General features: G+C 67.4%; 15 protein-coding genes and 2 pseudogenes. 13 read left to right on the top strand and 4 right to left on the bottom strand.

Features of this window, described 5'->3' with window-relative positions:
- The first annotated feature begins 26 nt into the window (after window positions 1-26).
- From FFI87_RS31510 to FFI87_RS31490, 5 genes are all read left to right on the top strand, one after another.
- Window positions 27-1,520 carry an efflux transporter outer membrane subunit gene (locus FFI87_RS31510; RefSeq protein WP_138850415.1) on the top strand — a complete coding sequence of 498 codons (1,494 nt, stop codon included), beginning with the start codon at window positions 27-29 and terminating at the stop codon, window positions 1,518-1,520.
- Entirely contained in the window at window positions 1,517-2,590 is a 1,074-nt protein-coding gene (locus FFI87_RS31505) for an HlyD family secretion protein (RefSeq protein WP_138850414.1), read from the top strand. The genes FFI87_RS31510 and FFI87_RS31505 overlap by 4 nt, the downstream gene beginning before the upstream one ends.
- On the top strand, window positions 2,587-5,388 hold the full coding sequence (gene rbbA, locus FFI87_RS31500; protein ID WP_138850413.1) for a ribosome-associated ATPase/putative transporter RbbA: 2,802 nt from the start codon (window positions 2,587-2,589) through the stop codon (window positions 5,386-5,388). The genes FFI87_RS31505 and rbbA overlap by 4 nt, the downstream gene beginning before the upstream one ends.
- 2 nt (window positions 5,389-5,390) lie before the next feature.
- On the top strand, window positions 5,391-6,515 hold the full coding sequence (locus FFI87_RS31495) for an ABC transporter permease (RefSeq protein ID WP_012372528.1): 1,125 nt from the start codon (window positions 5,391-5,393) through the stop codon (window positions 6,513-6,515).
- A gap of 158 nt (window positions 6,516-6,673) precedes the next feature.
- A complete protein-coding gene (locus FFI87_RS31490; RefSeq protein WP_012372527.1) occupies window positions 6,674-6,859 on the top strand; it encodes a DUF2964 family protein in 186 nt (61 codons plus the stop codon).
- Between the two features lie 64 nt (window positions 6,860-6,923).
- Here FFI87_RS31490 and FFI87_RS34650 read toward each other — a convergent pair whose 3' ends face one another.
- Window positions 6,924-7,085, bottom strand: a complete 162-nt coding sequence (locus FFI87_RS34650) for a hypothetical protein (protein WP_012372526.1) — start codon at window positions 7,083-7,085, stop codon at window positions 6,924-6,926.
- Between the two features lie 277 nt (window positions 7,086-7,362).
- Here FFI87_RS34650 and FFI87_RS31485 point away from each other — a divergent pair, with 277 nt between their 5' ends.
- The 3 genes from FFI87_RS31485 to FFI87_RS31475 all read left to right on the top strand — a co-directional run bounded on the left by FFI87_RS31485 (window position 7,363) and on the right by FFI87_RS31475 (window position 10,315).
- Window positions 7,363-8,775, top strand: coding sequence for an MBL fold metallo-hydrolase RNA specificity domain-containing protein (locus FFI87_RS31485; RefSeq protein WP_012372525.1), 1,413 nt, complete (start codon window positions 7,363-7,365; stop codon window positions 8,773-8,775).
- Window positions 8,776-8,993: 218 nt separating this feature from the next.
- On the top strand, window positions 8,994-9,485 hold the full coding sequence (locus FFI87_RS31480; protein ID WP_138850412.1) for a universal stress protein: 492 nt from the start codon (window positions 8,994-8,996) through the stop codon (window positions 9,483-9,485).
- The gene (locus FFI87_RS31475; protein WP_138850411.1) at window positions 9,482-10,315 is read left to right on the top strand and encodes a universal stress protein; all 834 of its coding nucleotides are present in this window, start codon (window positions 9,482-9,484) and stop codon (window positions 10,313-10,315) included. Before FFI87_RS31480 ends, FFI87_RS31475 begins: the two co-directional genes overlap by 4 nt.
- A gap of 51 nt (window positions 10,316-10,366) precedes the next feature.
- Here the strand turns inward: FFI87_RS31475 and FFI87_RS31470 are convergent.
- Window positions 10,367-10,639, bottom strand: a pseudogene (locus tag FFI87_RS31470) (universal stress protein); the annotation flags it as partial.
- 363 nt (window positions 10,640-11,002) lie between these two features.
- On the opposite strand from FFI87_RS31470, the gene fnr reads away from it, so the two are divergent.
- A complete protein-coding gene (gene fnr, locus FFI87_RS31465) occupies window positions 11,003-11,776 on the top strand; it encodes a fumarate/nitrate reduction transcriptional regulator Fnr (RefSeq protein ID WP_138850410.1) in 774 nt (257 codons plus the stop codon).
- Window positions 11,777-11,803: 27 nt separating this feature from the next.
- On the opposite strand, the pseudogene FFI87_RS35110 reads toward fnr, so the two are convergent.
- A pseudogene (locus FFI87_RS35110) lies at window positions 11,804-11,914 on the bottom strand (alcohol dehydrogenase); the annotation flags it as partial.
- A gap of 181 nt (window positions 11,915-12,095) precedes the next feature.
- Here FFI87_RS35110 and FFI87_RS31455 point away from each other — a divergent pair.
- The 4 genes from FFI87_RS31455 (at window position 12,096) to FFI87_RS31440 (ending at window position 14,863) form a co-directional block, all read left to right on the top strand.
- Window positions 12,096-13,103 carry an Acg family FMN-binding oxidoreductase gene (locus FFI87_RS31455; protein WP_138850409.1) on the top strand — a complete coding sequence of 336 codons (1,008 nt, stop codon included), beginning with the start codon at window positions 12,096-12,098 and terminating at the stop codon, window positions 13,101-13,103.
- Window positions 13,104-13,122: 19 nt separating this feature from the next.
- Window positions 13,123-13,458, top strand: coding sequence for a c-type cytochrome (locus FFI87_RS31450; protein ID WP_138850408.1), 336 nt, complete (start codon window positions 13,123-13,125; stop codon window positions 13,456-13,458).
- A 22-nt stretch (window positions 13,459-13,480) separates the two neighbouring features.
- Entirely contained in the window at window positions 13,481-14,509 is a 1,029-nt protein-coding gene (locus FFI87_RS31445; RefSeq protein ID WP_012372515.1) for a TIGR00730 family Rossman fold protein, read from the top strand.
- A 138-nt stretch (window positions 14,510-14,647) separates the two neighbouring features.
- Window positions 14,648-14,863: a hypothetical protein gene (locus FFI87_RS31440; protein WP_012372514.1), complete on the top strand. Its 216-nt coding sequence runs from the start codon at window positions 14,648-14,650 to the stop codon at window positions 14,861-14,863.
- Window positions 14,864-14,892: 29 nt separating this feature from the next.
- Here FFI87_RS31440 and FFI87_RS31435 read toward each other — a convergent pair whose 3' ends face one another.
- Window positions 14,893-15,132, bottom strand: coding sequence for a hypothetical protein (locus tag FFI87_RS31435; RefSeq protein ID WP_138850407.1), 240 nt, complete (start codon window positions 15,130-15,132; stop codon window positions 14,893-14,895).
- Window positions 15,133-15,140: the final 8 nt, after the last annotated feature.

The raw sequence follows: 15,140 nt of genomic DNA, 5'->3' as shown, positions 1-15,140 counted from the left end.
ATTCCAGTATTCGACGAGGCATCCCCATGCGCGCAGCCGCGCTTCCCGGTCGCTTTCACGTTGCCGTCGCTCGACACGCGTGTGCCATTGCGCTGGCGACGGGCATGGTGTCCCTTTCGGGATGTCTGTCGCTCGCGCCATCGGACGAGCATCCCGCCGCACCGATTCCCGCGTCGTTTCCGGATCCGGCCGCCGACGAGACACCGGCCGCGCAAGTGCCCGAGTGGCAGGCCTACTTCGTCGACGCCCGCCTTCGCGCGTTGATCGGGCAGGCGCTCGCCAACAATCGCGATCTGCGCGCGGCCGTTGCACGGGGCGCGCAGGCACGCGCGGTTTACGGCATCCGCAGCGCGGATCAATGGCCGACGGTCGATGGGGGCGCGGCCTATGCGCGGTTTCGCACACCGGGCGGTTTTCTCACGCCGGCGCCCATGATCGGGCAGGTCTACGAAATCCAGCTGGCCGAGACGCAATGGGAGCTCGATTTGTGGGGCCGCGTGCGCAACATGAAAGAAGCGGCGCTCGAGCGCTACCTCGCGAGCGACGCGGCCCGGCAGGCCGTGACGCTCAGCATCGTCACCGGCGTAGCCGACGCGTATCTGACCCTGTGCGAGATCGATGAACGCATCGCGCTCACCCGCGCGACCATCGATACACGCCGCGAGTCATTGCGGATTTTCCGGCTTCGCCATGCGGCCGGCGCGATCTCGCGGCTCGACCTGACGCAATCCGAGATCCTGCTGCAACAGGCGCAATCCCTCGGCACCCAGCTACAGCAGGCACGTGCGTCGGCTGCCGATGCGCTGGCACTGCTGGTCGGCGCGCAGCCGGATCTGCCCGACGCGCCGCTCGCGCTCGACGACGGCGCCGTAACGCCGACGCTTGCCGCCGGCCTGCCCTCCTCGCTGCTGACCCATCGCCCGGACGTGATTGCCGCCGAGCACGAGTTGCGGGCGACGCACGCGAACATCGGCGCGGCGCGCGCGGCATTCTTTCCTCGCATCGCGTTGACAAGCTCGATCGGCTCGGGAAGCAGCGCGCTGCACGACCTGCTGTCGTCGGGCACCGGCGCATGGTCGCTCATCCCCAACGTCACGCTTCCACTCATCGACGGCGGCCGCAACCAGTCGAATCTCGCGCTCGCGCGCGCGCAGCGCGACGAGGCGCTCGCGCAGTACGAAAAGACGTTGCAGCGTGCGTTCCGCGACGTGTCCGACGCGCTCGCGGCGCGTCATTGGCTCGCCGCTCAGGTCGCGATCGAGCGTGCGACGCTGGCATCGCAGGCCGAGCGGGCGCGCCTCGCGAAGCTGCGCTACGACAGCGGGGCAACGCGCTTCCTCGAAGTGCTCGACGCACAACGGGACCTGATGAACGCCGAGCAGCAACTGGTCATGACGCGCCGCGCGCTGCTGTCGAGCCGCGTCGCGCTATACGGCGCGCTTGGCGGCGGGATGACCGACACCGGCACGGCTGCCGCGGCACCCACTCCTCTTTCGACTGATTCGGAACACACACCATGAAAACCATCCCGCGCCCTCTTCTGATCGGCATCGGCGCGGCCGTGCTCGCGATCGGCCTCGCATACTACGGATGGGCACGCTGGCGCGACGGCCAGACGGATGCGGGGCTCGTCAGCGGCAACGGCCGCATCGAGGCGACCGAAATCGACGTCGCGACCAAGCTGCCGGGGCGCGTCACCGCCATGCTCGTCGATGAGGGTGACTTCGTGACGGCCGGCCAGCCACTCGCGCGCATGGACGTCGTCGTGCTGCAGGCGCAGCTCGACGAAGCGCAGGCCCGGGAGCAACAGGCGGTGAACAACGCGGCGAGCATCGACGCGCAGGTCGCGCAGCGCCGCAGCGACAAGACAGCAGCGGCGGCTGTCGTCGTCCAGCGCGAAAGCGAGCTGGACGCGGCCACGCGGCGGCTCGCGCGTTCCGAAACGCTGTCGCGCGATGGCGCGTCGTCGCTGCAGGAACTGGACGACGATCGCGCACGTGCCGGCAGCCTGCGCGCGACGGTGAATGCCGCGCGCGCGCAGGTGGAAGCCGCCCAGGCCGCCGTCGATGCAACGCGGGCCCAGCTGGTCGCGGCGCGCTCGGCCGTGACGGCCGCGCAGGCGACCGTGGCGCGCGTGCGGGCCGACATCTCGGATAGCGAATTGACGTCGCCGCGTGACGGGCGCGTCCAGTACCGGATTGCCGAGTCGGGCGAAGTGCTGCCGGCGGGCGGCAAGGTGCTCAATGTCGTCGACCTGTCCGACGTCTACATGACGTTCTTTTTGCCCGAAGCGGTCGTCGGCCGGGTTCCGCTTGGCGCCGACGTGCGGATCGTGCTCGATGCCGCGCCGGAATACGTGATTCCGGCACGCGTGTCTTATGTGTCGAGCACTGCGCAGTTCACGCCGAAGACGGTCGAGACGGCCACCGAGCGGCAGAAACTGATGTTTCGGGTCAAGGCCCGCATCGACCGCGATCTGTTGCAGCGCCACCTGAAACTCGTCAAGACCGGGTTGCCGGGCGTCGCGTGGCTGAAGACCGACCCGCATGCCGGCTGGCCGGATCGCCTCGCGATCAAGGTGCCGAAATGAAGGCGACGGCACCTGGCCGCCCGGATGCCGGCCGTATCGACGGTCCGCCGACGTCGCCTGGCCCGTGCCTGGTCGCGCGGCTGGCCGGCGTCTCGCTGTGCTACGGCGGCACGTACGCACTCGACGACGTGACACTCGATATCCCGGCCGGCCGCATGATCGGGCTGATCGGGCCGGACGGCGTCGGCAAGTCGAGCCTCCTCGCGCTCGTGTCCGGCGCGCGGGCGATCCAGCAGGGCCGGGTGTGGACGCTCGACTGCGACCTGTCGTTGCGTCACCATCGCGCGCGCGTCTGCCGGCGCATCGCGTACATGCCGCAAGGCCTTGGCCGGAACCTGTACGCGACGTTGTCGGTCGAGGAAAACCTGCAGTTTTTCGCGAGACTGTTCGGCCACGATGCGGCGGAGCGGCGCCGCCGGATCGATACGCTTACGCGCAGCACGGGCCTGTATCCGTTCCTGAATCGACCTGCCGGCAAGCTGTCCGGCGGCATGAAGCAGAAGCTCGGCCTGTGCTGCGCGCTGATCCATGATCCTGACCTGCTGATCCTGGACGAGCCGACGACCGGCGTCGATCCGTTGTCGCGCGCGCAGTTCTGGGAACTGATCGGGCGCATTCGCGCCGCGCGCCCGGCGATGAGCGTGCTGGTCGCCACCGCGTACATGGACGAAGCCCGGCGTTTCGACCGGCTGATCGCGATGGACGCGGGCCGCGTGCTTGCAACGGGCAGCCCCGGCGAACTGCTGGAACGCACCGGGTGCGACACGCTGGAGGCCGCGTTCATCGGGCTGCTCCCGGAGGAGCGCCGGCGCGGACACCAGCCGGTCCGCATCGCGCCGTTCCAGCTCGACGAGGCTGCCGGTTACGCGATCGAGGCCGACGCGCTGACGATGCGGTTCGGCGATTTCGTCGCGGTCGATCACGTGAGCCTGCAGATCCGCCGCGGTGAAATCTTCGGCTTTCTCGGCTCCAACGGCTGCGGCAAGTCGACGACCATGAAGATGCTCACGGGCCTGCTGCCCGCGTCGGAAGGCACCGCGACGCTGTTCGGCAGGCAGGTCGCCGCCGACGACATCGACACGCGCCGTCGTGTCGGCTACATGTCGCAAGGGTTTTCGCTCTACGGGGAGCTGACCGTCCGGCAGAACCTCGTGCTGCACGCGCGCCTGTTCGGCGTACCGGAACCGGACGTGCCCGCGCGGGTGACCGAAATGGTCGCGCGCTTCGGGCTCGCCGACGCGCTCGATGCGCTGCCGGAGCGCCTGCCGCTCGGCATGCGGCAGCGGCTGTCCCTCGCGGTGGCGATGGTGCACAAGCCCGAGTTGCTGATCCTGGACGAGCCGACGTCAGGCGTCGACCCGGTCGCGCGGGACGACTTCTGGCGGCTGATGATCGAGCTCGCGCGCAATGATCGCGTCACCATCTTCATTTCGACGCACTTCATGAACGAAGCGGCGCGTTGCGACCGCATCTCGCTGATGCATGCGGGCCGCGTACTCGCGAGCGCCGCCCCGGCGGAACTGGTACGCCGGCGCGGCGCGGCTACGCTCGAGGACGCGTTCATCGGCTACCTGAGCGACGCACAACGCGCGGATGGCAACGGCGACGCGGCGGCCGACGCCGGCTGGCTCGCCGCGCCGCCCTCGCCGCCCGCATCGGCCGGAGCGGGCCATGCGGCCGCATGGTTCAGCCCGGCGCGCGCCGGCAGTTACCTGTGGCGCGAAGTGCTGGAACTGCGGCGCGACCCATTGCGCGCGACGCTGGCGCTGTTCGGTTCGCTCGTGCTGATGTGCGTGATCAGTATCGGGATCAGTCTCGACGTCGACAACCTGACGTTCGCGGTACTCGACCGCGATCAGTCGATCCTGAGCCAGGACTATGCGCAGAATCTCGCCGGTTCCCGCTACTTCGTGCCGCTCGCGGACGACCGCGATATCGAACGCCGCCTGCGCAACGGCCAATTGTCGCTCGCGCTCGAGATTCCGCCCGGCTTTGCGCGCGACGTCGCGCGCGGCCGGCGCGTGGAAATCGGCGCATGGGTCGACGGCGCGATGCCGATGCGCGCGGAGACGATCCGCGGCTACGTGGCCGGCATGCATGAAAACTGGCTGCGCGACCAGGCGAAGCGCCGGCTCGGCGTGTCGCTCGTCCCGACGGTCGACATCGCGATCCGCTATCGCTACAACCCCGACGTAAAGAGCCTGCCGGCGATGATTCCGGCGATCATGCCGATGCTGCTGCTGATGCTGCCCGCGATGCTGACGGCGCTCGCCGTCGTGCGGGAACGCGAGCTCGGGTCGATCGTCAACCTGTACGTGACACCTGTCACGCGCGCCGAATTCCTGCTCGGCAAGCAGGCGCCGTACGTGATGCTGGCCATGCTGAACTTCCTGCTGATGGTCGTGCTGGCCGACGTCGTGTTCGGCGTGCGGATCAAGGGAAGTTTCGCGACGTTGGCGGCCGCGGTGCTGATATTCAATGTCGTGGCCACCGGCATCGGCCTGTTCGCGTCGACGTTCACCCGCAGCCAGATCGCCGCGATCTTCATGACGATCGTCGGCACGCTGATTCCCGTCGTGCAGTTCTCCGGCCTGCTCACGCCGTTGTCGTCGCTCGAAGGCAGCGGCAAGTGGGTCGGCACGGTCTATCCGGCCACCTACATGCTCGCGATCAGCCGCGGCGTCTACAACAAGGCGCTCGGCCTGGGCGACCTGTCGTCCCAGTTCTGGCCGATGCTCGCGGCCGTGCCGGTCATCCTGGTGATGACCGGCGTGCTGCTGCGCAAGCAGGAGCGCTGACCATGTCGCGCCTGCCCGCCATCTTCCGGCTCGGGGTCAAGGAGCTCTGGAGTCTTGCGCGCGATCCGATCCTGCTCGCGCTCATCGTCTACACGTTCAGCGCGTCGATCTACGTCGCGGCCACCGCCCGCCCGGAAACGCTGCACAAGGTGCCGATCGCGATCGTCGACGAGGACGCGTCGCCGCTGTCCGCGCGCATCGCCGCGGCGTTCTTCCCGCCGCAGTTCGCATCGCCCCCGATCGTCGACGCCGGCACGGCCGGCCGCGGCCTGGACAACGGCGACTACACGTTCACGCTCGACATTCCGCCGGACTTCCAGCGCGACGTGCTTGCCGGCCACCATGCGACGGTCCAGCTCAACGTCGATGCAACCCGCATGACGCAGGCATTCTCCGGCGGCGGCTACGTGCAGCAGATCGTATTGGGAGAGATCGACGCATTCGTGCGGCGCAATCGCGGCACGGCCTTGCCGCCCGTCGATCTCGCGATGCGGATGCGCTTCAACCCCAATCTCGACGAAGTCCGGTTCGGCGCACTGATGGAACTGATCAACAACGTGACGATGCTGTCGCTGATTCTCACCGGGGCCGCGCTGATTCGCGAGCGCGAGCATGGCACGATCGAGCATCTGCTCGTGATGCCGGTGACCGCGGCGGACATCATGCTCGCGAAGGTCTGGTCGATGGGGCTCGTCGTCGCCGCGGCGGCCGTCGCATCGCTCACGTTCGTCGTCCGCGGCGCGCTGCACGTGCCGATTCCGGGGTCCGTGCCGCTGTTCGTGGCCGGCATGGCGTTACACCTGTTCGCGACGACGTCGCTGGGGATCTTTCTCGCGACCCTCGTGCGCAGCATGCCGCAGTTCGGCATGTTGCTCGTGCTCGTGCTGCTGCCGCTGCAATTGCTGTCGGGCGGATTGACGCCGCGCGAAAGCATGCCGCGCGTCGTACAGGACATCATGCTGGCCGCACCGACCACCCATTTCGTCGAACTCGCGCAGCGCATCCTGTATCGCGGTGCCGGGCTTGACGCGGTGTGGCCCCAGTTCGCGGCGCTGTTCGCGATCGGATGCGTGCTGTTCCTGCTGTCACTGAAGCGATTCCGCAACACGATCGGCCAGATGACTTGAGCCGCGCGGCGCTCCCGTGACCTCAGCATTCGCTCGTTGATTCAGGTCAACCGTGCCGCGGCACCGCACGCGATCATGACGTCATGCGTTGCGCAAGCAGCGGGGGCGCCGCTTGCGACAAACCCGTGTCACCGGCAGCCACTTCGCGGGAGAACGTCATGATCCGACCGCCGTACCAAAGCACCCTTGCGACGTTCTGCATGTTCATCGCGCTCGCGTCGCTGCTGTGCGTCGTGCATGCGGTGCTGATCGAGGCGCGGGTCGTCCCGTATGCGATCGTCACGCTGGTTTCGGGCCTCCTCGCATTCGTCACGCAGCTGGCTCCGGCGTCGACAGAGCAATAACGACACGGCCGAACGCGTCGCATTCGACATCATGAACGGCATCCTGCGCCTCGCGTTCAAGCTGTCATCGATATCGGCGCGAAAATCCGGGGTGATGAACCCGGCCGACGTTTTGGCAGGGCACGTCCGCCCAGCCCGCGCCGCATTGCTCATCGAGCGGCAAGCCGGTAACGAAGCACAGTCGGTAAAGGGCCCCGGCGCCGTCCAGATTGGCGATCAGCGTCATGATGGATTCGTCCCGAACGGCTCATGGTGCCGATGCGCGGCGCGCACAGCATGCGCGGATAACGCCGTCATGACATCGCCTGCGCGCATCGGATCACTATCCTGCCGCCGCCGGCGGCCGAGGGTTGATCGTCGTCAAAGGCACGAGCGGCGTGCCGCGCCGCCCCGGAACCTCGGTCGGCCACGAAATCCCCCCACTTGCTGATTTCGGTCAACCGTCTCTCGCACGTTCGGGCTGTAATCGAATTACCGTCCCGTCGACCCCGTTGAGGCGATCCATGAAACTGACTTTTCTCGGCGCGACCGAAACCGTGACCGGCTCGAAGTACCTGATCGAGCACGGCAGCCGGCGCGTGCTGGTCGATTGCGGCCTGTTCCAGGGTACGAAGAACCTGCGACTGCGCAACTGGCAGCCGCTGCCGCTCGCGCCCGACACGCTGCACGCGGTCGTGCTCACCCACGCGCATCTCGATCACTCCGGCTATCTTCCGGTGCTGGTGCGCGAAGGCTATCGCGGGCCGGTGTACTGCACGGCGGCCACGGCCGAGCTCTGCGACATCATGCTGCGCGACAGCGCGCGGCTGCAGGAAGAGGAAGCCGACTTCGCGAACCGGCACGGTTACTCGAAGCATCATCCGGCGCAACCGCTTTACACGCTGGACGACGCGCAGCGCGCGCTGCGCCTGCTCAAGCCCGTTGCGTACGACGAATGCACGGCGCTGGGCGGCGACCTGGCGTTCCGCCTGCTGCCGGCCGGGCACATCCTTGGCGCGGCGAGCGTCGTGATGCACTGGGATCACAAGGTGCTCGCCTTCTCCGGCGATCTCGGCCGGTATCACGACCCGATCATGCAGCCGCCGCGGCCGCCTGCGCATGCGGACTACGTCGTCGTCGAATCGACGTACGGCGACCGGCTGCACCCGGCGTCGGATCCCGAGGACGAGTTGGCCACCATGTTCGACAAGACCTTCGCGCGCGGCGGGGTCGTCGTGATCCCCTGCTTCACCGTCGGCCGTGCGCAGGAAATCCTGCACTACATCGCGCGGCTGAAAGCATCCGGCCGCATGGCGCGCGTCCCGGTCTTCCTCGACAGCCCGATGGCGACGGACGTGACCGAGATCTATCGCCACCATATCCTCGAACATCGTCTGACCGTCTCCGAAGCGAATACGCTCGGCCATGCGGCGACGATGGTCCGCTCGGTCGACCAGTCGAAGGCGATCGCCGAACACCATGGCCCGATGGTCATCATCGCCGGCAGCGGGATGGCGACAGGCGGGCGCGTGCTGCATCACCTGAGCCGCTATGCGCCCGATGCGCGCAATACGATCGCGCTGGTCGGCTACCAGGCCGCCGGCACGCGCGGCGCGGCGTTGGCCGCGCACGAGCCAACGCTGAAGATTCACGGCGATTACGTCCGCGTGCGTGCTCAGGTCGAGTCGATCGCGGCGCTCTCGGCCCACGCGGACTATGAAGAGATCCTCACGTGGCTCGGCACGATGCAGTGCGCCCCCGTCCGGACCTTCATCACGCATGGCGAACCCGCTGCCGCGGATGCGTTGCGGCGGCGTATTGCGGAGCGCCTGCATTGGCCGTGCGAGGTGCCGGCTTACGCGCAATGCGTCGATCTGGATGAAGTTGCAACCGGCAGCGCGCAGGAATCCGCCGCGATAGCGTCCCGACTGATCTGAGGGCGATGCGGGTGAAATTGCCGAACGCACGTGACGGGAAGCGGGCTCGGCCCCAGGTTCCCGGCACGCGCCACCTGGCCATCGCAGTGGAGCTGACTAATGAAGCGCGCGCCGCGGTGCGCGTGCTGCGCGGCAACCGCGACGGTTGATCCAGATCAGCGCGACCGGCACACGTGCGCCGATGATGATTCCATCGACATCCGCTCGAGAGAAACGTCATGTACTCGAACATTCTGGTTGCGCTCGACGGCAGCGATACGTCGTCCCGCGCACTCGACGCCGCGCTGACGCTCGCGTCGGACACGCATGCGCGGCTGACGCCCGTCTACGTCGTCGATTTCCTGGTGCCGGCCTATGACATGTATGGATACGATCCATCGATCCTGATCGATGCATTCCGCGAGGAAGGACTGCGCGTCACGGCGGACGCGGCAACACGCATGAAGGCGCGCGACGTGGCCGGCACGCCGCAGATCGCCAATGTCGCGCCGGCCGGCGAAGACGTCGCGCAACGGATCGTCGGCTTCGCCGGCGAGATCGATGCCGACCTGATCGTGCTCGGCACGCACGGCCGGCGCGGCTTTCGCCGCCTCGTGCTGGGCAGCGTGGCCGAACGCGTGCTGCGGCATGCCACGTGTCCAGTGCTGATGATTCCGGCGCGTTGCGCGGCCGGTGCATCCGCCGCATCAACCGAAAAGGAGCCGTCATGAGCTACAAGACCCTGCTCGTCCATCTCGACGACAGCGACCGCTGCAATGCGCGCGTCAACCTCGCGCTCGAACTCGCGGGACGCTGGAATGCGCACCTGATCGGCCTCTACGCGGTCTGCCAGGATCTCTTCGAGCCGTTGCGGCGGCCTGACGAGCCGCTCAAGCTGGCCGTCTACGAACGCCTGTGCGAGCAGCGGCGCAAGGATGCGGAAGAACGATTCCTGATGGCCGCCGAGCGCGCCGGACGCAGCGTCGAATGGCAAGCGCCGGCCGGCGACGTGACCGCTGCCGCGATCCTGCATGCCCGCCACGCCGATCTGCTGATCCTGGGTCAGGAAGATCCCGACGACCGCATGACCTACGTGGCGCGCCATTTCGTCGAGGATGTCGTGATGGGCAGCGGCCGGCCGGCGATCGTCGTCCCGTACGCGGGCGACGTGAGAACGCTCGGCGAGAACGTGCTGATCGGCTGGGACGGCGGACGCGAGGCCGCCCGCGCGACGGCCGACGCGCTGCCGCTGCTCACCCGCGCGCGCTTCGTCCACGTCGAGACGGTCACCCGCGGGCATCCCGATCCGGACGAAACGCCGGCCGGCGTCGATGTCGCCGCGTATCTCGAACGGCACGGCATTCGCGCGTCGTTCTCCACCACGCCGCGCGAGCGGTCGGTGAGCGCGGGCGCGACGCTGCTGAACCGGGTGACCGACGTGCATGCCGATCTGCTGGTGATGGGCCTGTACAGCCACGCCCGCATGCACGAGCGCGTGCTGGGCGGTGCGACGCGCACGATCCTCGAGACGATGACGGTGCCGGTCCTGCTGTCCCACTGAGCGCGTGAAAGCGGGCCGCCGCTTGCGGCTGCCCGCTTCCTGTCACGACCGTCACAACACGCCGGCGCACCCGCCCGGCCCCTCCCGTACGACCAGCACCGGCCGGTCCGCGATGCGCACCAGCGATTCGGCAACGCTGCCGAGCAACGCCCGGCGCAGCCCGCGACGACCATGCGTGCCCATCACGATCAGGTCCGCATCGCATTCGGCGGCGGCGCGCGCCAGCACATCCGAAATGTCCGCTCCGCACGCATCGATCGTTTTCGCGATGCCGCGTATGCCGGACAGCCGGAACGCGGTTTCCGCGTCCGAGATCGCGGTCGCACCGTTGCCTCGACACCGGTCAACGCCCGTCATCCGCGTACGGCGCATGCCCGCGCCGATCGCGACAAGTTGCCGCGCCCATGTAGGAATCTCCCTACAAGACTTCCCTTTCACCTACCGCAACTTCAATTCCCGCTGATTTTCTTGACGGCGCGCAACATCCATACTGCATATCAAGAAAAACAACCCAGCGTGCCTCCCGGAGCCAGAGCAGCAGCATCGCCGAGACCGGCGTAATCGGTCTTCCTGCGCGTCCGATGAGGCTTTCCCGACAGGAAGGCGGCAGAGAACAAGTCCGCCGGTACAACGGCCAGCGCGATTCCGCCCGACGGCGGGCCGCCGCTGCCCCAACTGGAGCCGACCATGCAGAGCAGTGCCGAAGTCTCGACGAGCATGCCGTCACGCCCGTTCATCCCGCTGCATCCGGTCCAGCCGGCGGATCAGCCCAAGCGCGCCGCGTCCCGCTGTTCGACGTGCGCGTTGCGTACCGTCTGCATGCCATCCGATCTCTCGCCTGACGATTTCGCGCGCGTCGACGCGATGATCTGCACGACGCGCCACATCAGGCGCGGCGAAACGCTGTTTCGCGCGGGCGACACGTTCAACAGCATCTATGCGGTGCGAACCGGGTCGTTCAAGACCATCATGATGCATCGCGACGGCGACGAGCAAATCACCGGCTTCGAGATCGTCGGCGAGTCGCTCGGGCTCGATGGCGTGCACACCGGGCACCACAACGGCGACGCGATCGCGCTCGAGGACAGCACCGTCTGCATCATTCCGTTCGGCCAGCTCGAGCAGATGTGCCGCGAAGTGCGGCCGATGCAGCATCATGTGTATCGGATGATGGGCGGCGAGATCGTGCGCGAATCGTCGCAGATGCTGCTGCTCGGCACGATGACCGCCGAACAGCGCGTGGCCGCGTTCCTGCTGAATCTTTCCGCGCGCTTCAAGGCGCGTGGCTATTCGGCCGCGGAATTCGTCCTGCGGATGACGCGTGACGAGATCGGCGAATATCTCGGGATGAAGCTCGAAACGGTCAGCCGCATGCTGTCGAAGTTCCAGCACAAGGGGCTCGTCGCGACGCAGGGCAAGCAGATCCGGATCGTCGATCTGGAAGGCCTGCGGCAAATCTGATCGCGCCGCCTGGCTCCGTCGAGGAGATCAACCGCGCATGCCCAGCACGGCGGCGCCCGACACGCGCCCGCTGCGCAAGTCGTCGAGTGCGAGGTTGGCATCGGTCAGCGCGTAGCGCACTGACTCGACACGCAGCGGCGCGAAAAGCGGCGCGGCGTCGAGTGGCTCCGGCGGCGCTTCACGTTCCCAGACTACTCGTCGCGCATCGCGTCCGCACCGCCCGGTGACGGGCGCTTGATGTGGGTCAACGGCCGCCGGACGGTTGCTGACACGATGAAGTGGCGATTCGCCGCCAGAGCGGCGACCTGGAGATGATCGAATGATATCCGTTCCGCCGCTTGCCGCCAGTGCCCATCCGGACCATCAGCTAAGGTCATTGCTGGGCTACGCGGTGCTGGCTCCGTCCAGCCATAACTCCCAGCCGTGGCGCTTCCTGGTCAACGGCGCCACGATCTCGGTCTGTGCGGACCGCCTTCGTGCGTTGCCCGTGGTCGATCCGTTCGATCGCGAACTCATCATCAGTTGCGGCGCGGCGTTGCTCAATCTGCGTGTCGCGCTCAATCATGCCGGGCTCGCCCACACGATCAGCACGTTTCCTTCCGAAGTCGACCCCGATCTGCTTGCGCTCGTGCGCGTCTGCGACGACGGCTATTCCGATGCCTCCCTCGGCGCACTGTTCGATGCGATTACGGACCGCGTCACGACACGCGCACCGTTCGAATCGAGCGCCGTTCCTGAAGAAATCCAGCGCGATCTGATTGCGGCGGGCGTCGCGGAAGGCGCCGACATCGCGTGCGTCGACTCGATCGCGCATCGAGCACGCGTCGCCGAACTGGTCGCGGAGGCCGACCGGCAGCAGTTCGCCGATCCGCGCTTCCGGCGCGAACTGGCGAGCTGGATCGATCCGCGCCGACACGTCGACGGCATGCCGGCGTTCGCGGCCGGTGTGCCGGCGTTGCTGGATTTTGCGGCGCCGGTCGTGACGACGGCGGTACGGACCTTCGATCTCGGCAACGGGCTGGCCGCGCTGCATCACCAGCTCGTCGGCGCATCGCCGTTGATCGTGTGCATCGCGACCGTGCGCGACGATCGCGAAGCCTGGCTCGCCGCCGGCCAGGCGCTCGAGCGGATCCTGCTCGTCGCGACGCGCGCCGGCTATACCGCGTCGTACCTGAACCAGCCGATCGAGACGGCCGGACTGCGCGCCCATCTGTGCCACATGCTCGGGCTGCGCGGCGAACCGCAGTTGCTGCTGCGTGTCGGGCGCGGCCCGCACACGTCGCATTCGCCGCGTCGCCCGCTCGACGAAGTGATCTCCTTCTCCTGATCCCGACGAGGAAACCAACATGAGCATCATGCGTTGCGCCGCCGTCTGCTTCATTGCCGCGACCGCCGGCATGGCCGCGGCGCAAACGACCGTGCCCGAGCCGACCGAACTCGTCAACGCGCAGCACTGCATGTTCTGCCATACGCCAGACGTAACGTTCCTCGGGCCGTCATTCCACGAGATCGCGGACCGCTACCGCGACGATCCGAACGCCGGCGCGCAACTGGAACGCAAGCTGCGCGTCGGCGGTCCTGCGCACTGGGGCGACACGCCGATGCCATCCGCCATCGATCGCGGCGGGCCGCTGTCTGCCGACGACGCGCATCGGCTCGTGCGATGGGTGTTGAGCCAGTAGCCGGCGCTAGCCCCTTCCGTTCATGTCGACCATCGTCAAACGCGTTCCCGCGGGCGTCGCGAAACGCGGCGCACGCCCCCGCACCGTACCCGACGCGTCGGCGGCAAAGACGCGCGGCAAACGACTACGGACACGGCCGGATGCGCTCGTCGCCAACGACGGCAGCCGGTGCATCCCGCGTCGCACACGGCGCGTCGCCAAACGCCCGAACCGTCCCGCTGTCGATGACGACGCGACGCTGTTGCAGCGCGCGAGCATGCGGGGCATCCGGCTGCAATTGGACTACTGGAAAGCCGAGGAGCGCCTGCAGATTGAACGCATCGGCCACACGGTCGTCATCTACGGCAGCACGCGCATCGCCGCACCGTCTGTCGCGAATGCACGACTGGACGAAGCGAATCGCCTGCTTGCAGAGCGTCCGCATGACGCGGCTCGGCGCCGCGCCGTCGCGGTCGCCAGCCGGCTCGTCGAGCACAGCGTGTATTACCGCGTCGCGCGCGAATTTGGGCGTATCGTCGCGCATGCCGACCGATGCACGCGCACCGCGCGGCTCGCGATCGTGACCGGCGGCGGCCCCGGCATCATGGAAGCCGCCAACCGCGGCGCTTACGAGCGCGGCGCACCGAGCATCGGTTTCAACATCGAACTGCCGCGCGAACAGGCGCCGAATCCGTACCTGACGCCGGATCTCTGCTTCCGGTTTCACTACTTCGCGATCCGCAAGCTGCACCTGCTCGAGCGCGCGAAAGCGGCGGTATTTTTTCCCGGCGGCTACGGCACGTTCGACGAGTTGTTCGAGGTGCTGACGCTGCTACAGACGCGCAAGATCGCGCCGTTGCCGGTCATCCTCGTCGGCGAGGCGTACTGGCTCCGCGCGGTCGACCTGTCGTTTCTCGCGGACGAAGGGATGATCGACCGTCGCGACCTGGAGTTGTTCACGTATTGCGAATCCGCGGCCGAGATCTGGCACGCGATCGGAAGCTGGTACGCGCGGCGTCGACAGCGCGTGCCGGCACACGGCGATGCCGCTCCGAAGCGGCGCGCCGTGTAGGAATCCGCCGACGGCCTCTGCACGATTCCTACCGCAACTTCGGGCAAGGCTGATTGAATCGTCCCGTGGCGACGACGATACTGAAATCACCAAGAACGGTTGCACCACATACCGATCGCAGGCACGAGGAGAGCTGTCATGTCACACGCCGACCACCTCACCAACCCGGACAACGCGTCCGATACAGCCGCACTCGATACGCAGGTACTCGTCGCTCTCGCTCGCGATGCCGGCATGCTCGTGATACTCGACGGACAGATCGGGCGCGAGCGTTACGAAAGCGTGACGGGATCGATCGCCACACTCGCCCGCTTCGCCAAGGCGCTGCAGCTTTCGGTGCTCAAGGCCGCATGAAGTTGCGCGTAGCCGCGTCACCCGCCGGTTCAGACCGTGAAGGTGTTCGATTTCTTCATCTCGATCCACGTCATCCCGGCTCGCAGCGCATCGATCGCGGCTTCGCGCTCGGTTGCATGGATCCTGCTATTTGCGAACGTCCGCTCGCATACGCCATCCGGCGATTTGAGCGTGACGTGGATTCGACAGCGGAAACCGCCCGTTTCGGCCGCGACCGTCTCGATCGCGACCGACCAGTCCGCATCGTGAAGCTCACCCGACAGTGTCATCTGACTTC

It is taken from the genome of Burkholderia sp. KBS0801 (genome assembly GCF_005937855.2).
Taxonomy (GTDB): Bacteria; Pseudomonadota; Gammaproteobacteria; order Burkholderiales; family Burkholderiaceae; genus Burkholderia; species Burkholderia ambifaria.
Note: the sequence above shows the minus strand (reverse complement) of the source record. Positions and strands in the feature narration are given on the sequence as shown.